At 41.8% G+C, this 17,871-nt stretch carries 19 protein-coding genes and 1 pseudogene; 7 read left to right on the top strand and 13 right to left on the bottom strand.

Annotation, left to right across the window (positions count from 1 at the left end):
• Nucleotides 1–1,293, top strand: a complete 1,293-nt coding sequence (locus LIT25_01340; protein USK34113.1) for a Na+/H+ antiporter NhaC family protein — start codon at nt 1–3, stop codon at nt 1,291–1,293.
• A gap of 70 nt (nt 1,294–1,363) precedes the next feature.
• Here the strand turns inward: LIT25_01340 and LIT25_01335 are convergent, their stop codons facing one another.
• From LIT25_01335 to LIT25_01295, 9 genes and pseudogenes are all read right to left on the bottom strand, one after another.
• Nucleotides 1,364–2,020, bottom strand: coding sequence for a TetR/AcrR family transcriptional regulator (locus LIT25_01335; protein USK34112.1), 657 nt, complete (start codon nt 2,018–2,020; stop codon nt 1,364–1,366).
• 54 nt (nt 2,021–2,074) lie between these two features.
• A pseudogene (locus LIT25_01330) lies at nt 2,075–2,435 on the bottom strand (transposase).
• 26 nt (nt 2,436–2,461) lie between these two features.
• Nucleotides 2,462–3,475 (bottom strand): ABC transporter permease, encoded by a 1,014-nt coding sequence (locus LIT25_01325; GenBank protein USK34111.1) that lies wholly within the window; start codon nt 3,473–3,475, stop codon nt 2,462–2,464.
• Nucleotides 3,472–4,188 carry an ABC transporter ATP-binding protein gene (locus LIT25_01320; GenBank protein ID USK36114.1) on the bottom strand — a complete coding sequence of 239 codons (717 nt, stop codon included), beginning with the start codon at nt 4,186–4,188 and terminating at the stop codon, nt 3,472–3,474. Before LIT25_01320 ends, LIT25_01325 begins: the two co-directional genes overlap by 4 nt.
• A 139-nt stretch (nt 4,189–4,327) precedes the next feature.
• Nucleotides 4,328–5,707 carry an aldehyde dehydrogenase gene (locus LIT25_01315; GenBank protein ID USK34110.1) on the bottom strand — a complete coding sequence of 460 codons (1,380 nt, stop codon included), beginning with the start codon at nt 5,705–5,707 and terminating at the stop codon, nt 4,328–4,330.
• A 138-nt stretch (nt 5,708–5,845) separates the two neighbouring features.
• Nucleotides 5,846–6,334 carry a cupin domain-containing protein gene (locus LIT25_01310; protein ID USK34109.1) on the bottom strand — a complete coding sequence of 163 codons (489 nt, stop codon included), beginning with the start codon at nt 6,332–6,334 and terminating at the stop codon, nt 5,846–5,848.
• A 1-nt stretch (nt 6,335) separates the two neighbouring features.
• Nucleotides 6,336–6,515 carry a hypothetical protein gene (locus LIT25_01305; GenBank protein USK34108.1) on the bottom strand — a complete coding sequence of 60 codons (180 nt, stop codon included), beginning with the start codon at nt 6,513–6,515 and terminating at the stop codon, nt 6,336–6,338.
• Between the two features lie 65 nt (nt 6,516–6,580).
• The gene (locus tag LIT25_01300; protein ID USK36113.1) at nt 6,581–6,931 is read right to left on the bottom strand and encodes a class I SAM-dependent methyltransferase; all 351 of its coding nucleotides are present in this window, start codon (nt 6,929–6,931) and stop codon (nt 6,581–6,583) included.
• 1 nt (nt 6,932) lies between these two features.
• Nucleotides 6,933–7,103, bottom strand: a complete 171-nt coding sequence (locus LIT25_01295) for a class I SAM-dependent methyltransferase (GenBank protein ID USK34107.1) — start codon at nt 7,101–7,103, stop codon at nt 6,933–6,935.
• Between the two features lie 285 nt (nt 7,104–7,388).
• On the opposite strand from LIT25_01295, the gene LIT25_01290 reads away from it, so the two are divergent.
• Nucleotides 7,389–8,636, top strand: a complete 1,248-nt coding sequence (locus tag LIT25_01290) for an MFS transporter (GenBank protein USK34106.1) — start codon at nt 7,389–7,391, stop codon at nt 8,634–8,636.
• Between the two features lie 179 nt (nt 8,637–8,815).
• Here the strand turns inward: LIT25_01290 and LIT25_01285 are convergent, their stop codons facing one another.
• Entirely contained in the window at nt 8,816–9,556 is a 741-nt protein-coding gene (locus LIT25_01285) for a YqcI/YcgG family protein (protein USK34105.1), read from the bottom strand.
• 194 nt (nt 9,557–9,750) lie between these two features.
• On the opposite strand from LIT25_01285, the gene LIT25_01280 reads away from it, so the two are divergent.
• Nucleotides 9,751–11,466, top strand: a complete 1,716-nt coding sequence (locus LIT25_01280) for an ABC transporter ATP-binding protein/permease (GenBank protein USK34104.1) — start codon at nt 9,751–9,753, stop codon at nt 11,464–11,466.
• Nucleotides 11,467–11,596: 130 nt separating this feature from the next.
• Here the strand turns inward: LIT25_01280 and LIT25_01275 are convergent, their stop codons facing one another.
• Nucleotides 11,597–12,580 carry a ring-cleaving dioxygenase gene (locus LIT25_01275; GenBank protein ID USK34103.1) on the bottom strand — a complete coding sequence of 328 codons (984 nt, stop codon included), beginning with the start codon at nt 12,578–12,580 and terminating at the stop codon, nt 11,597–11,599.
• Between the two features lie 235 nt (nt 12,581–12,815).
• Here LIT25_01275 and LIT25_01270 point away from each other — a divergent pair, with 235 nt between their 5' ends.
• The 4 genes from LIT25_01270 (at nt 12,816) to LIT25_01255 (ending at nt 16,070) form a co-directional block, all read left to right on the top strand.
• Complete coding sequence (locus tag LIT25_01270; GenBank protein USK34102.1) at nt 12,816–13,763, top strand: ATP-binding protein; 948 nt, start codon at nt 12,816–12,818, stop codon at nt 13,761–13,763.
• A 3-nt stretch (nt 13,764–13,766) separates the two neighbouring features.
• Nucleotides 13,767–14,735: a tetratricopeptide repeat protein gene (locus tag LIT25_01265; GenBank protein ID USK34101.1), complete on the top strand. Its 969-nt coding sequence runs from the start codon at nt 13,767–13,769 to the stop codon at nt 14,733–14,735.
• A 103-nt stretch (nt 14,736–14,838) separates the two neighbouring features.
• Nucleotides 14,839–15,285 carry a DUF4385 domain-containing protein gene (locus LIT25_01260; GenBank protein ID USK34100.1) on the top strand — a complete coding sequence of 149 codons (447 nt, stop codon included), beginning with the start codon at nt 14,839–14,841 and terminating at the stop codon, nt 15,283–15,285.
• A 287-nt stretch (nt 15,286–15,572) separates the two neighbouring features.
• A complete protein-coding gene (locus LIT25_01255) occupies nt 15,573–16,070 on the top strand; it encodes a GNAT family N-acetyltransferase (protein ID USK34099.1) in 498 nt (165 codons plus the stop codon).
• A 99-nt stretch (nt 16,071–16,169) separates the two neighbouring features.
• Here LIT25_01255 and LIT25_01250 read toward each other — a convergent pair whose 3' ends face one another.
• A complete protein-coding gene (locus tag LIT25_01250) occupies nt 16,170–16,778 on the bottom strand; it encodes a flavin reductase family protein (GenBank protein USK34098.1) in 609 nt (202 codons plus the stop codon).
• Nucleotides 16,779–16,790: 12 nt separating this feature from the next.
• Entirely contained in the window at nt 16,791–17,720 is a 930-nt protein-coding gene (locus LIT25_01245; GenBank protein ID USK34097.1) for a ring-cleaving dioxygenase, read from the bottom strand.
• Between the last annotated feature and the right edge of the window lie 151 nt (nt 17,721–17,871).

Below are 17,871 nucleotides of genomic sequence, written 5' to 3'. Positions count from 1 at the left end.
ATGGAGACAAAAGGAAATGGACTGGCATTATTGCCGTTAATCATATTTCTTGCCCTATTTGTAGGGTCTGGTATTATAACAGGCGATTTTTATAAGATGCCGATTCTTGTTGCAATTATTATTGCATCCGGTGCAGCTCTTATGATGAATCGTAAAGAGACGTTCACAGCGAAGGTTGAGAATTTCGCTAAAGGGGCAGGACATCTTGATTTGATGATCATGGTCTTTATATTCATCCTGGCCGGAGCTTTCTCAGAAGTGGCAAAAGGGATGGGAGCAGTTGAATCTACAGTCAATCTTGCGCTTTCATTTTTGCCGCAAAGCTTTTTGATTGCTGGATTATTTATCATTGGAGCTTTTATTTCACTTGCAATGGGAACTTCAATGGGAACAATTGCTGCACTTGCTCCAATTGGCGTTGGCATCAGTGCAGAAGCTGATATTTCAATAGCTCTTGCTATGGCTGCTGTTATTGGCGGTGCGATGTTCGGGGACAACCTGTCTTTTATATCGGATACAACAATTGCTGCAGTTCGAACACAGCAGACGGAAATGAGAGATAAGTTCAAGGTAAACTTCTTCATAGTTTTGCCGGCTGCCATCATTACTTGTGCTGTCTTAATTGTGATGACTCTCGGCAATCAATCTCCTGTTTCTCCTGGAGAATTCAGTTTCCTTAAAATGCTGCCTTATATAGCCGTTCTTGTAACAGCTCTTCTTGGAATAAATGTCATCATTGTTTTAAGTGGAGGTATCCTGCTTAGCGGAGTCATCGGCCTTTCTGATGGCAGCTATACGTTAACGGCTTTTCTTCAGAAAATAGCAGATGGTATTATGGGGATGGCCGAATTAGTCATTCTTTCACTCTTGATCGGCGGTATGGTTGAATTAATTAAGCGAAATGGCGGCATTCACTTTATTTTAGAAGCAATGACAAGAAGAATTTCTTCTAAAAAAGGAGCAGAATTTGCCATTGCCGGTCTTGTAAGCACGACAAACCTTGCGACAGCGAATAATACTATCTCTATTATTGCAGCAGGTCCGCTTGCAAAAGATATGGCAGATAAGTATAAGATTGATAAACGTAAATCTGCCAGCCTTTTGGATATTTTCTCTTGCAGTATACAGGGTTTAATTCCTTACGGTGCTCAAATGCTTACTGCGGCACAATTTGCAAAGATTTCACCAGCTGATATCCTGCCATTCTCTTATTACCCATTCTTAATTGCCGTTATGGGTATTGTTGCTATTATTATAGGCTATCCGAAATTCAAAGATTCCCGGCAAGTCTGACAGAGTCCAAGAACTGGACTCTGTTTTTTCATAAGGCAAAATAAAAAAGCCGCTCATTCTATGAGCAGCCTTACTTCTTCATCAGTCCATGCAGAAGAAACTGGATCGTATATTCTTTTTCCGCTTCATCGTCCCAGTTCAGATCAGGCAGAATGATGAATCTTCCGATCAGGAATCCCATAATCGTCGTAACGATCATCCTCAGAACTGTTTCAGGCGGAATGTCAATCATCTCACCTTTTTTCTGGAAGTGCGTGATCAGCTGCTTCAGTTTCTCAACTGCATGTTCCTCAACGACCTTTCGAAGCTCCCCCCTGAACTCTTCATGAAAAAAAACTTCCTGAAGCAAAATCTTGATGACAGGGTGATTTTTCTTTATAAACTCGTAGCGGTTTTCAAGAATGTATCTCAGCATTTGTTCAACGTCCTGATGATTTTGCTTCGTCACATCCTGAAGAAAATTTCTCACTAAAAACGGGGCAATGAATTTCGTTATGGTCGGCATAACGATCGCAAACAACAGATCTTTTTTCGTTTGATAATGACGGAAAATCGTCCCCTCTGCTACTCCCGCTTTTTTAGCAATTTCGCTTGTTGATGCTGCTGCAAAGCCTTTATCTGCAAATATTTCAATGGCAGCTTCCACTACCTTTTTTTGTTTTTCACTCATCTTTACATCTTCATCTGTCAGCTTCAACAGCTCTTCAATGGAAAATTGATTTCTCATCTTTTAAAACTCCTCATTCATCTATGTCCCTATTTTGAACCCGCCACTTACTCGCTAACGCTCCTTGAAGCGGGGGATTCCTAAGTACAGAAACCAATCGATTTCTAATTGATTAGGTATCTCCACAGTTCCTGCGGTTAAGATACGAATGGCTTCGTTTCTAAGGTTCAGTCCTGCGTTAAGATCTCTATCGTGATGAGTGCCACAAGAATGGCAATCCCATTCACGCAAGACGAGATTCTTAACGGCTTTGTTTTGGTGTCCACAACTTGAACAAAGTTGAGAACTCGCTAATGGCTTTGGCCAATCTATGGTTTTTCAGCATATTGGTTACTTGCAAATCTTCTATTCCAATTACATCGTGGTTTTTGATGATTTCAGAAGAGACTTTGTGCAAGTAGTCGGATCGTGCGTTCTTGAATGAAAAAGAGAACATAAGCATTACAGCCTTCTCACCTTTTTCAAAGCGAAGATATTCAGAATCAGAAAAGCCAGGGAAAAACCAAGCAGAATATAGACATCCTGTGCAATTTCCTCCCACCCATAACCTTTAATCATGATCCCCTGCAGAGCTTCTGCGCCGTATTTAAGCGGCATGGCATAACTGATGGACTGCAGCCACTCCGCCATCGTTTCCAGTTTAAAAAGACCTGAAAAGAACACTTGCGGCACAATGACGAGCGGGATGAATTGAAACATCTGCAGCTCGTTATTAGCAAACGTAGACAGCAAGGTTCCGAGAGTCAAAGAAGTCATGGCAAGCAGAAACGTAATTAGCAGTACATAGAAATAAGGGCCTTCCATCATCATGTCCAGCACACTTATGGAGAAGGCCGAAATCAAAATGGCCTGAAAGGTAGTAAAAATACCAAATCCGATCACATACCCAAGAACCAGTTCCCAGCGTTTAAGCGGAGTCGCCATGATCCGGTCCAATGTCCCGCTTGTTCTCTCACGCAGAAATGAAACGCCTGCAATCAGAAAAACAAAGAAAAAGATAAATACACCAATAAGAACTGGACCGATGTAATCAAAGGAGGTCATATCTTCTGATCCATGCAAATAGCTCACAGATGGCTGTGCTTGTTGATCCGGCTGGCCGCTTTTTTGGAGCAGACCCAGCACTGCCCGGCTTACACTCGGATCTGAGCCTTCTAATGTAATCTCTTGATTTCCTTTATTGAAAGAGATAAAGGCATCCAGGCTGTCTGCTTTTATCCATTTTTCCGGTTCATTTTCATCGTATTCTATGACTTTACTATCGTTCTCCCCGAGAACTGTCACCAATTGCTCCGGAGCTCCGTGCAAGCCAATTTTAGGTGAATAGGCTTCACTGTCAAAAATAAAGTTCATCAGAGTCAGAATAAATAACGGAGCAATCAACATCAGCGCAAGCGTCCGCTTATCCCGGAAAAATTGCTGAATGATACGTGTCACAATCGCAAGTACCCTCATTGTTTAGCACCCCCATATGCTAAAAATGCTTCTTCAATGGTGTGTGACATCGTTTCTGATTTCAATTGCTCTGGAGTTCCCGAGGCGATCAGGACTCCTTCGCGAATGAAACCAATCCTGTCACATTTTTCAGCTTCGTCCATCACATGCGTTGTGACAACAATCGTCGTTCCTGTACGCCTGATGTTTTTAAGCTCCTCCCAAATCGACTGGCGCAGGATTGGATCGATTCCCACCGTCGGCTCATCAAGCACAAGGATTTGAGGCTCATGAAGCATGGCGATTGCAAGCGACAGTCGTCGCTTCATTCCCCCTGAATAATCTCCTGTCCGTTTCGATGCATGCTCAGAAAGGTTAACAAGATCCATCACATACTGAATTCTCTCTTTTTTCTTTTTTCCTTTTAAACCGCTGAGAGCTGCGAAAAAAGCTATATTTTCTTTTCCGGTAAGCTCTCCGTAAAGAGCATCTGACTGCGCCATAAATCCGATTTTTTGAAGAGATTTTAAGTCCGGCATTTTTACTCCTAAAACGTTCGCATCCCCGATGCTTGCTTCTTCAATTCCAACTATCATTTTAATTAAGGTTGTTTTTCCTGACCCTGAAGGTCCGAGCAGGCCAAAGATTTCCCCCTTGCCTACTGAAAATGAAACATCTTTTATTACTTCCTTTTTACCGAATGATTTTGAAACAGATTGGAGTTCGATGCTCATTTCGTTCATTTAAATGCCTCCTAAATAGAAGTGAGTAATCACTCATTTATACTGTATTCGATAATAAGCGTTTTGTAAAGTGAGTAATCACTTTTTTGTTAAAAAAACAGCGAACCTTTGTCCAGTTCGCTGCTGTCTTTTATTTAAGCAATTTTCTTATTAATTTCAGCCCATTTTTTGCATGAGGATATCTGAAACTGAAATCAAATTTTGTTGTTTGGTGAAGAACACTTTTGTAATGTGAGAAGGCTTCAAAGCTGTACTTGCCGTGATAATTTCCCATTCCGCTTTCCCCCACTCCGCCAAACGGAAGATGCGGCGTGGCAATATGCATCAGTGTATCGTTTATGCACCCTCCGCCAAAGGAAACCTGTCCAATAATCTGCTGCTCAGTCTGTTTACTTGAAGTAAATAAGTAGAGAGCTAGTGGTTTAGGGCGGTCTTGAATAAAAGTAATGGTCTGATCTAAATCGGTATATTCCATAACCGGGAAAATCGGACCGAAGATCTCTTCCTGCATAACAGCAGCATCCGCATTTACCTCATCTAAAATCGTTGGAGCAATTTTTAAAGAATCACGATCCGCTTTTCCGCCAAAAATAGCCTTGCCATCTGAGAAAAATTCCGTTAAGCGGTCGAAGTGCTTCTCGCTGATCATCCTGCTGTAATTTTCATTTAAAAGCGGGTCCTCACTGAACATTTCTGTTACTTCAGCTTGAAGCAAAGATAAAAATTCTTTCTTTATTTCGCTGTGAACAAGCAGATAGTCTGGGGCGATACAGGTTTGACCCGCATTTGTAAACTTTCCGAACGCAATTCTTTTTGCAGAAAGCTTTAAATCAGCATCTTTGTGCACTATACAAGGGCTTTTTCCGCCAAGCTCCAAGGTAACGGGAGTAAGATGCTTGGATGCTGCCTCCATAACGATTTTCCCGACCGGCACACTTCCCGTAAAGAAAATTACATCGAATTTCTTGGCGAGCAGCACTTGATTCGTTTCGATTCCTCCTTCAATCACTGCAACAAGTTCTGATGGAAAGGTTTCTTCTACAAGGTCTTTCAAAAGTTTAGACACGTTTGGAGCAAATTCAGATGGTTTCAAAACCGCTGTGTTTCCTGCGGCAATCGCTCCGATTAAAGGCGATAATGCCAGCTGAAACGGATAATTCCAAGGTGCGATAATCAGCGCTGTTCCAAAAGGCTCCGGAACAATTTTCCCGGTTGTACCGATGTGGGTCATTGCTGTTTTTACCTTTTTAGGAGCAGCCCATTTTTTTAGATTCTTTTGTGAAAAGGATATTTCCTCAAGGAGGATACCGATTTCTGTTGAATAGGCTTCAAACTCGGATTTGTTTATATCCTTTTTCAATGCATCCATGATCGCACGTTCATTTTTCTTTATAGTAAGACGAAGCTTTTCGAGCTGATTACATCTTCCCTGCACGCTTCTTGTGTTTCCTTTTAAAAAGTAAGCTCTTTGATTTGAGAGAAGAGCTTGAATTTGTTCTTGAGTATTCATTTATTTTAACCACCTTTTAAAGCGTTTATATGTTTAATCTTATAAACATATAATACACGATGATTGGATTTGGTGTCAATTAATATGGAATCAGTTTCAAGATTATTTTTGCGCATAAAAGCAGGCTGCTCGCCTGCTTTACTTCCAATAATCAAACATTGGTCCGCCTTTGCCCAATAAAGGATCATTTTCAGGCAATGGCACGTTTTGTATATGCTTCAATGCCTTTGGGCGCTCTTCTTTCTTTCCCGTGCACATATCCATTTCCTGTTGATCCGGATAGGCTCCCATCACTCGAAAATCTGTGCTTTTTTCCATGCATTTATGTCCAACGCCAGCAGGAATGACTGCGACATCCCCTTGTTTAACAGCAACAGCTGTCCCGTTTTCCCCGCCGAAAAGGATTTTTGCCTTCCCGCTTATAACTCCTAAAACTTCATGAGTGGTGCTGTGATAATGATGGTAGTCATAAACACCATCTATCCATGTTCCCGACCAGCCGTGTTCCAGAATCATGTACTCGAATTGTTCCGTTGAAGTAAAGGCTCCCTCGTAAACGAGAAGCGGCAAATCCGGATTATTTGGAATGCTGCCGTCGTCTTTAAACATAAATGTTTTAAGTTTCATGTTATTTCACTCCTTTTTTTACCGTTCCAGGTATAAGCAGACATCCTGCCAAACCGAGGATACTGGCTAATCTTCTGATATAGATTCCGCAAGAAGTATCTTTAAAGATAAAAACATAGCAAATCGCCATGACACAGGCAGTCAAAAACAGAATCATACCGATATTATTGCGGTTTATCACACGATCATCATCCTTATTTTTCCTTTTTTTATTATAACAAGGATGAATGAAACGGTATCTTAAATTTATCTTAATCCTGCACCATCTTTTTTTCTGGCGGTTACGCAAACTGTAAGCTCGGGACGGACATTTTTATATGATACTTTTATGTTTTCATATCCGCATGCAAGCAAGTCATCGTGTATCTGCCTGCCGAACATTCTTGTCTTTTCTGCGCTTGCATCCTCTTCTCTTGGCTGCAAGGTAATGGCGATTGCTCCGCCCGGTTTTAAGGATTTTGTAATATTTTCCAACCCTGCACAGGGATCGTTCCAAATTGTATAGTTATTAACGGAAAGGATTTTATCATAGGAACGCTGCCGTAATTCAACGTTCTCTGCATCAGCTGTCATGAGCTTAACTCTCCCTTCTGCAATGTCAGATTCGCAATGCTTTTTTAGCCTGCTCTTTCATTGTGTCTGATACCTCAACACCATCAATCTTTATGCTGCGGTAATTCTTAAGCATGTAGCCCATGCTGTAACCCGGGCCAAATCCAATTTCTAATATATGATCACCTGGTTTAATGCGCAGTTTTTTGATTTTCAAGAGCCATAATCTTGCCGGCGATGATACCAAGAAATCCTTTAGGTTTACTGAAATTTTTCGTAAATGCTGAAAACATATCTCTCACCTCTTACGGATTCGTCTTTTTCTTATCTTTATCACTAAACACAGCTTGTTAAACTACATCGGAAAGATAATTTGCTGTATTGACATGTATGCGGGTTGAACGTAAACTTAACTTAAACGTTTAAGTGTTTTCACCTATTGCGCTGCGCCTTTCATATGGCCGCAATCGCTTAAACGATTAAGTGAAGGGGGTTGACAGCCTTGGAAAGTCCTCAGTCCGTTCAGTTAGAATCAGGTATTAAGCAGCTCGGCTTGTGGCGCAACCGTACTTTTTTATCTCTTTTTGCTGCATATACTCTCTCCATATTCGGAGGCACCTTTCAAACAATTGCCTTGAATATTTGGATATTGAAGACGTATGACAGCGCGACATTGATGTCAGCGATAATAATTACTCATCTTCTCGTCAGCACCTGTTTTGCCTCCATTGCAGGGACCGCAGCAGACCGGATGAACCGGAAAAAAATGATGTGGATTTCGGATTTGATCCGGTGCGTGCTTGTAATCGGGCTTGCAGCTGCGATTTCTGTGCAGCCTCCTTTTTGGGTCATCATACTTTTAACCGCTTTAACTGCTTTATCAGGATTATTTAAAGCACCGGCATTTAACGCTTCCCTCATCGATGTAGTCGGGAAAGAAAACATTCAAACCGCCACAGGAGCCATGAGTCTTGCAGATAATATTGCAAGAACTCTTGGATTTGCAGCAGGCGGAGTCGTCGTGGCCGCTTTTGGCGGTGTCACTGCTATCTTAATTGATGCGTTTATGTTTCTTTTATCCGTTATTCTTGTCGTCATCGTAAAGGATTTCCCTGAACATCGGGCAGCGTTTGCAGCTAAAACTAGTTTCAAGCAGGATTTTATGACAGGTTTCACTTATATATGGAAAGAACCGTTTGCAAGAGCCATTACTATTCTCTCTCCTACCCTTATCTTGTTTTTCACAACTTCTCTTATGATTATTCAGGTTATGGCAATCAAAGAATGGAGGGCAAGTCCAATTGAATTTGGACTGATTGAGGCGAGCATTCCTCTTGGATACATGGCAGGTGCAGGACTCATTATGTTTTTAGGGAAAAAACTGGTGCACCGGGGTGTCCTCATAATATGCAGCATGATAGGACTTGGACCGCTTTACATGCTGCTTGGAGGAATAAACTCCGCAGCATGGAGCATCCCGCTTATTCTATTGGTAGGCTTCATGTTTTCTTTTTGTACACTGCTTGTGAATGTCATCCTTCGTTTAGAAGTAACAAGCGAGCTGCAAGGCAGAGTGTTCGGAATGATTGGTGCCCTCACAAGTGTTCTTCCGCCTGCAGGCTTAGCTGTCGCTTCCTTTTTTACAGATGCATTTGGAGGAGGACGTGTCCTCTTTATTTGCGGCCTGTCTCTTTTTGCAATCGGGATTGTATGCTGGGTGCTTTTAAAAGATATTAAGAATTATAAATAAGCATAAATAATCGCATGCATAGAAAAGATTTTGCAAGGTTATTACCGAAAACTCAAACTTTATTAGCCATTATTCCATTTTTTCTAGCCGTTTTTAGAGTTTTATTAGCCATTTTCAATATTTTTATAGCGAAAAGCTTTTTGCATACAAAAAAGCTGCTTGATCAACAAGCAGCTTCTTTATTTTTTCATTGCTTCATGATGGAATGGACATTTACCTTGGATAGGCAGAATGTCATCCCCGATAAAATATTGCTTCCACTCTCTGTGTTCAGGATCTCCGTAATGGCTGATGTTCGGATGCTTTGGAAGCTGATCCCACTTCTCAACGCGCTCTATCACCTTTTCACGTGACATGCTTCCGCCTTCTGAGGTACCTTCTAACCCTTCAAAGATGCGTCGGGGCTGAAAACCAAGCACTAAGCTGTTCCCCAGATCTCTCGTTTTCCGCTGTTTATATGATGGAGCGTTTCCGAAAACAAAGTAAGCCTCATTTGCGAAAGAAAACGCCCAAAGATGATGATCCGGATCATGAGGATAATCCTCAGGCCAGGGTTCCTTGTCATTGTCATGAAGATATTGAAGAATGTTCCAGAAATACTCCCGGTAATAAGGAATTGATTTTTCATCTTCTTCCGGTTCCACGAAAACAAATAATCCGTGGCGGATCAGTCTTTTCGCATCATCAAATAATTGCTTGAAAGCAATCAGAGCTTCAGGAAGATTTGACCAGTCTTCCTTTGAAACATAGGCATATCTGAGCTCTCCTTTTTTTTCGGCTGCCATCCCGAAATAGCATGGAAAGGTTTTATCTGTTACTACATTATGAAAATTTTCATACTCACGAATGACCCATTCAGGAACAAGTTCAGGGTTAGTCATATCTTCTTTTTCTAAAAGGTATTTAGATTTGGTTATCATCTTTTCACTCCTAAAGAGATTGTGAAACATTCATCCCCCATTAAATACCCTGCAAACAACCACTTAAACCCCTTTTATATTATTAAACAAACGTTTAATTAAGACCAGATGCCAGTCGGTGAAAATTTCATTGTTTTTACAGTGCGCCAGTCGCTATACTTATCATAGAAAATGGTAAAGAAAAGAGTGGTTTCATGCTGAAGCGTTTTTTCGCCTATTACCGCCCTTATAAAGGGTTATTTTTGATTGATTTTACATGTGCGGTAATCGCCGGACTTCTCGAGCTCGGCTTCCCGCTAGTCGTCAACGCCTTTATTGACCGTCTCCTTCCAAGCGGAGACTGGAACCTGATTATCTGGGCATGCGCCGGATTGCTTTTGCTGTACATTTTAAACACAGTCCTTCAATACGTTGTCACCTACTGGGGGCACATGCTTGGAATCAACATAGAGACCGATATGCGCAAAAAGCTGTTTGAGCATATTCAAAAGCTTTCCTTTCGCTTTTTTGATAATACGAAAACCGGTCATTTAATTTCACGCCTTACAAATGATTTAATGGAAATCGGTGAACTCGCCCATCACAGCCCAGAAGATTTATTTATAGCTGTGATGACGTTAATCGGAGCTTTTTCTGTGATGCTTGTTATAAATGTAAAGCTCGCGCTGCTGACATTCTTAGTCATTCCATTCCTCCTTTTCCTTGCCATTTATTTTAATAATAAAATGACAGGTGCAATTCATCAGCTCTATACAGACGTTGCTGATTTCAGCGCACGTGTCGAAAACAACGTCAGCGGAATTCGCGTTGTGCAGGCTTTCGGAAATGAAAGATTTGAGAAAGCCCAGTTTCAGGAAAACAACCTGCGCTTCCGCTTATCAAAACTGCTCGCTTATAAAATTATGGCTATGAACTTATCAATCAGCTACTTCCTTATGCGCCTTGTCACACTGTTTGTCTTAGTGTGCGGCACTTGGTTCGTGATTCAAAATGAGCTTTCCTACGGTGAGTTTATCGGCTTTGTCCTGTTAACGAATGTTCTTTTCCGTCCGATTGAAAAGATCAACGCCATCATCGAAAGCTATCCGAAAGGAATCGCCGGATTTAAGCGTTATATTGAATTGATTGATACAGAACCCGACATTGAAGATAAACCGGATGCAGCTGACGCTTTATCATTTACCGGGGATATTCGCTATGAAGGTGTATCCTTTGGTTATCAGAATGAGGACAATGTATTAAACGAAATTGATTTAACGATTCATGCCGGTGAGACCGTTGCATTTGTAGGCCCTTCCGGCGCCGGGAAAACGACGCTATGCAGTCTTCTTCCACGATTTTATGAAGTGAGCGAAGGCCGAATTATGATTGATGGCACGGATATCCGCGACTTGACTCTTCACTCTCTGCGGAGGCAAATCGGAATTGTCCAGCAGGATGTGTTCCTTTTTTCCGGAACGATGAGAGAAAACATTGCTTATGGCAAGCTTGATGCAACGGAGCATGACATAAGGCTTGCAGCGAAGCATGCACAATTAGAAGAACTGATTTTTTCTCTTCCAAACGGGCTTGATACGGTAATTGGAGAGCGCGGCGTCAAATTATCCGGCGGACAAAAGCAGCGCTTGTCTATTGCAAGAATGTTCCTTAAGAATCCGCCAATTCTTATACTTGATGAAGCTACCTCCGCCCTTGATACCGAGACGGAAAAAGCCATTCAGGAATCTCTGGCAAAGCTGTCTGCAGGCAGGACAACACTTGTCATCGCCCACAGGCTCGCAACGATTAAGAACGCAGACAGAATCATTGTGGTAAATAAAGAGGGCATTGCTGAACAGGGTTCACATGATGAACTGATGGCAGAAGGGAAAGGGTACCGCAGGCTTTATGAAGCCCAGTTTCAGTCTTAATGAGGAAATCAGCTGAAAGCTTTGGATTTCGACTGTAATAATTCCGATTTTATCTGATAAATTCTAAAAATGGCTGATGGCTGCCCTGATAGAAGACAAAAAGCTGATCCGTCACCCGGATCAGCTTTTTTTAGCTCAATTTTGTATTCAAAGGCTTCAATTTCGCCTCAATTTCTGAACGGCGGTTTTCAAGGAACGGCGGCAGGGCAAGTGACTCTCCTAAGTGATTCAATTCTTCATCTGTATCAAATCCTGGCCCATCTGTTGCAAGCTCGAACAGAATGCCATTCGGCTCTCTGAAGTACAGAGAACGGAAATAAAAACGGTCTACAAATCCTGAGCTTGGAATTCTCTCAGATTTCAGTTTTTCAATCCATTTATGCATTTCCTCTTCATTGTCCACACGGAACGCAACGTGATGCACGCCTCCGCGGCCGAGACGTTCTTGAGGAAGGTCGAGGCGTTCTTCAATGTGAACCTCTGCTCCTGATCCGCCTTCACCTGTTTCAAATACTAAAATTTCAGGCTGTCCAGGCACGTCGGATGGATAGCTTCCTTTTGCTCTAAAGCCCAGAATGTCTGTTAAAATTTCAATTGTTCTCTCCGGAACTGCTACCGTTAACTTCACAGGTCCAAGTCCAATGATGGCAAACTCGGCTGGAACCTGACTTTTATCCCAAGGCTGTCCTCCGGCAACTCCAGCGTTATTTTCATCAGAAACCAAGATCAGGCGCTGTCCTTCAAAGTCCTTGAATGACAAAGTTTGGCGGTATCCTGCATGAACAATTTCGCCGTGTTCCACATCATGTTCTTCAAATCTTTGTTTCCAAAAGCTTAGTGCCTTATCATTTCGCACACGCAGCGAGGTTGCCGATATACTGTTGACCCCTTCATGCACGCGTCCTGCATTTGGAATTTCAAAGAAGGTAAGCTCCGTACCCGGATTTCCCTTCTCATCTCCATAAAATAAATGATAAACAGATACATCATCCTGGTTAACGGTTTTCTTTATCAATCTTAAACCTAACGTCTTTGTATAAAACTCGTAGTTTTCAGGTGCTTTAGCTGTAATGGCCGATACATGGTGAATGCCTTTTAATGGCTGCATGTTCATCCCTCCAAATAATATCTTGAATTCGAGATAATTTCTATACTTACAATATACACACTCTGTTTAGTGATGTCAAATATAGTCGGCTGGTTCCTGATGAGCAATGGCCGAAGGCAGCTAGAAAAAGGCTTTTCACCCCTGAATTTTGTCATCCAATCGCATCTCTCTCCTTTTAAATGTTGGAAAAAGTTTCATATTTTGCTAGTATCAAAGAGGAATGTTTTATAGGAGGGATCTCATGAGCTCTGGAGATGACAAGAGACGGAAAAACTTGAAGGTCATTCAGTTTGATAAGGATAAAAACAGTTTAATAGAAACCTTGCAGCCTAAGGAAACGTTTGAAGATGTCGGGGGTCTTGAGGATGTCAAAAAGCGGATCCGCATGGACTTTATCATGCCCATCCAATCTCCTGAGTTTTTTCAGGCATACGGAAAAACCGGAGGGGGAAGCTTGCTGTTGTATGGTCCTCCGGGATGCGGAAAGACTTTCCTTGCTAAAGCGATAGCCGGTGAAATCGATGCCAGCTTCATTCACCTGGAGCTGCAAGCTATTCTCTCAATGTATGTAGGCCAAAGCGAACACAATTTGCATGATATTTTTGAAAAGGCACGAGAGCAAAAACCGTGCGTTCTATTTATTGATGAATTGGATGCGCTGGGAGGCAATCGTCACCGCATGAGCCAGCATCATGACCGTGTGCTTGTGAATCAGCTGTTAGTTGAGCTTGACGGCCTCCAATCTTTTAACGATCAGGTATATATTATTGGAGCCACGAACACCCCGTGGTACCTGGATCCTGCCCTTCGCCGTCCAGGAAGATTTAATTCGCTGTTATTTATTCCGCCGCCTTCTGAGCAGGAACGTGAGCTGATTCTTTCAATCAAAACAAAAAATAAGCCTCAGGATAAGCTTGATTTGTCTAAAATAGCAAAGGTTACCGGCCATTTCTCAGGCGCTGATTTAACACAGGTAATCGATGATGCTATCTCAAAAGCGATTGAGCGTTCTCTTGAACAAGGATCCCTTCAGCCAATGTCCAATACTGATTTGCTGAAGTCAGCCAAAGATCGTAATCCTACAACTCTTGAATGGTTTGCCACGGCAAAAAATTACGCTACCTTCAGCGATACAAATAAAGATTACAAGAATGTGCTTCACTACATGAAGACACACGGAATCAGGTAAGACATGATTAATTGGCATATTCAGACAATCGAGCGCATTAAAAAGCTCAGAGACTGGAGAAGATACGATGAAGCAATAGAAGAAGCACAGAACCTCATCGCATCAGATCCGGAAATCGCCCATTTCTATTCAATTCTGGCACATGTTTATTCTCATAAAGAAGACTTTGAATCAGCGATTCACTTTTCAAAAGAAGCATTAAAAAAAGACCCTGAGGATTACACAGGCAACTTTCTGCTTGTCAGCTCTTATTATCAAAGCGGGGATATGAAATCCTTTGATCACGCTGTTGAAGATGCGCTTCGGATATATCCCGATGTTGCTCATTTCTATTATTTAAAAGCTCTGAGAGCCTTTCAAAAAAACAAGCTAAAGGACTCACTTAAGCTGATGGAGAGCGCTCTTGCCCATGAGAGCGAAGATCCTGTTTACCTTGCAGCCTACAGTGATTTCCTGCTGCTTTCCAATAAGAAGAAAGAATCGAGGGAATTCGAAAAGATCGCCTTAGAAAAAAATGAGAATGATCCGCACGTCTTCTATTCTTTGGCCAATACTGCTTTTAATCGCGGAGACTTCAAGCAGGCCAGAGAGCTGAGCCAGCTTGCTGCCGAAATAGAGCCTGAGGAAGAAACATACAGAGAGCAATATCTGGAATTATTAAAAACGGCCTATCCCATTCACACGTTCTTCCTCCGAATTATACAGGTTAATTCCTTTCTGAGAAGAAGATCAGCCGTCTTATTTTGGACCATCATGATTTTTATCTTTTTTGCCTTTAACCCGCTATTTTGGCTGTACCTTTTGTTCACGCTGTGTCCATACTATGTCAGCAATTACATAACAGGACTGCTTGTCAGGCGGAAGTTCGGGATTACCCGAAGAAGGCAGAAGGTCAAAATTTCAACCGCTATTCTTACTGGGTTATTTATCATATTGATTGGTATGGGCGCAGTATCTATCTTTATGGAATAAGTCATGACCTTTTCATAAAGGTATATTTTTCTTTTCCGGCACATTCAGGACGTTTCACTTTTTAATTGATTCGGGGTATGGTAAAAAAAGAGAGGTGATTCGTGTGCCATTTAATTACGATGAGGACTTTGAAAACACGGATTTCCGAAAGCATCCAGAGAAATACCGCATTGGCAGAGGCGAACAGGGTGCCCTGCTTGTAGAACCCTATAAAAGTGAAATCTTGCCTTATTGGCGCTTTAAAACTCCTGAGATCGCAAAAGAATCCTCTGAAAAAATTTATCATCTTTTTCTTGAATACAAAGATAACGATGACTTTGACGGTATGGACATGGCGAGGAAATTTCTGCAAATGGGCTACACACGGGCAAGAAGATATGCCAATTATAAAGGCGGACGTAAGTATAAAGAAGATGGAAACATCCACAAACGGGAAATTGATGAGGAAAAAGCCAAGTCTGCTGCAATCTTCAAACAAATGTGGATGGCAGTCAGAGAAGACGAGGAATATTTGGAATTAAAGAAAGAGCATCAGAAAAAGTATGGTTAATAAAGCCTATCATTGTCAGACAATGATAGGCTTTTCCCTTTACAGCTTATGATATTTTTCTACAACAAGGCCAATCAGCGGATGATTTTCAGGAAGCTGTGAAACCTCCTGCAGTGCACCCGAAATGCCCTTTTCCTGAATCAGCTGCTGAATTTCAACCGCTTCTTCATCTTTGTCAAAATTAAAGAAAACCCAACTTTGTCATTTTCACTGTTGCCAACAATGAAATGACTGGAACTAACGGTCTCAGCCTTGTAAACTAAAAGAAAACATTTCTGGAGGTACCCATGAAGATCCGAATCCTGAATGGAAATGATGCAGACGCTTACCGTAAAATCCGGCTTGAAGGTTTAAAAAACAGCCCTGAAGCATTTGGATCAAGCTACGAGGAAGAACAGCTTTATCCGATTGATCTTTACAAATCGCGACTTGAATCAGATTCAGCCTATACGTTTGGAGCTTTTGAAAAGGAGGAACTTGCCGGTGTTGTCACTCTAGTAAAAGAAACGAAGGTCAAGCTTAAGCATAAAGCTTCGATTTTCGCGATGTATGTTTCTCCTGATTATCGCGGAAGGGGCATTGGAAAAAAGCTGATGGCTGAAGTGGTAAAAAAAGCACAGGAGTTTGACGATACAGAGCAGCTTCAGTTATCAGTTGTGGGCACCAATCAGTCAGCAAAGCAGCTGTACACTTCATTTGGCTTCACCGTTTATGGTCATGAAAATAGAGCGCTAAAAGCTGATGGCATCTATTATGATGAGGATCATATGGTTTTATTTTTTTGAGCGGGCTTGACTTCGATTTTTATAACCGATATTTCAACCTTTTGACTTTTATAATTTCCTAAGTGCCAAAAAAACCGGACCAGCATTTGGTCCGGCATTTTATTTTGGGCGTTCGATTGAAAATAGCTCTCCGATACTTGCGTAATCATTTCCCGCAAGTCTGCTGACTGCGCCAAGTCCATCAGGATTGATTCTTCCTTTTTCATAGATGCTCTCTTCTATGTGAAACTGAACAATTTTCCCGATGATCAAATCACATCCAGGCGAATCGTTCCCGCCGAGCTCAATCACTCGTTCAAGCACACATTCCATGCGCACTTTGGCTTCCTTTATTCCAGGCACAGCAATCCTGCTGCTCTTAATAGGCGTTAATTGCGCCAATTCAATCTCACTTTGATCAGGCTGAAGGTTCGCTGCCGTGATGTTTATCTTTTCAACGTTATCATAATCAACGATATGCACAACAAATTCTTTCAGACTGCTGATATTCCTGGCAGTATCCTTTTGATTTCCTCCGCTTCTTTGAACGGACACTGAAATCATCGGGGGATTGGCGGAAACGATGTTAAAGTAGCTGAACGGCGCTCCGTTTAATGTTCCGTCTTCTGCAAGTGAAGTGACAAATGCAATCGGTCTTGGAATAATGCTTCCTGTTAAAAGCTTATAATTTTCCCTTTCCGTGTTAACAGCTGGATCAATGCTCAGCATTGTCATTCCTCCTTAAAGCTCTCTAATCTCAAATGGTGCAAGCACTTTTTCAATCTTTTCTCTTTGCTGCTCATACCATTTCGGAAGCATCAGCTTTTCTCCCAGCGTCTCCTCATCATGAGCAAATCCTGGAGGATCTGTTGCAATTTCAAACAGGATTTCACCGTGTTCTCTGAAATAGATCGCATTGAAATATTGTCGGTCCTGTACTGGAGTGACTTGATATCCGCCGTTTGCAACATGCTTTTGCCACTGAAGCTGATCCTCATCATTTTCTGCGCGGAACGCAATATGATGAACCGTTCCAACTCCCATTTGTCCGCGGCCAATTGGCGTCATTTTCAAATCAATCACATTTCCAATCTCTCCAGTTGAGCGAAAACGGATAAAATCTCCTTCTTGGCTGATTTTTTCAAATCCCATGATCGCCTCCAGCAGTTCTGCTGTTCTCTCAGGCTGAGCGGATAACAGCGTTGCCCCTCCAAATCCTTTTATTGCAACATCAGATGAGACTCCGCCAAACTCCCACGTGTTTGATTCTCCTTCTTCCCGTTCAACGATTTCGAGGTGCAGACCATGCGGATCATCAAATACCACATACTCCTCACCGAACCGCTCCATTTTAGAAAATGGGACATCCATCTTTTCAAGTCTGGCTTCCCAAAAGTTCAATGCACCTTTTGGAACAACATATGATGTTACTCCAACCTGGCCATCCCCAACTTTCCCCTGATACGCATCAGGCCATGGGAAAAACGTAATAATCGTTCCCGGTTTTCCCGCTGCGTCTCCAAAATAAAGATGATACGTACCAGGATCATCAAAATTGATTGTTTGCTTTACCAGTCTCAAGCCAAGAACCCCTGCATAAAAGTCCGCATTTTCCTGGGGATGACCAACGATTGCCGTGATATGGTGGATACCTGCTGTTTTCTTAGTCATTGAAAACCTCTCCTTTATAAATTGTATTTCTTTCATTTTATCTCTATAAAACTTATCCTAATAATTATCTCGAATTAAAGATAATTTTAATTCATTTGTTCTCGCATGTCAACGAATTGCTCATTTTACAAATATTAGTATTATTTTATTA

Source organism: Bacillus sp. F19, assembly GCA_023823795.1.
In the GTDB taxonomy this organism is placed as follows: domain Bacteria; phylum Bacillota; class Bacilli; order Bacillales; family Bacillaceae; genus Bacillus_P.
Note: the sequence above shows the minus strand (reverse complement) of the source record. Positions and strands in the feature narration are given on the sequence as shown.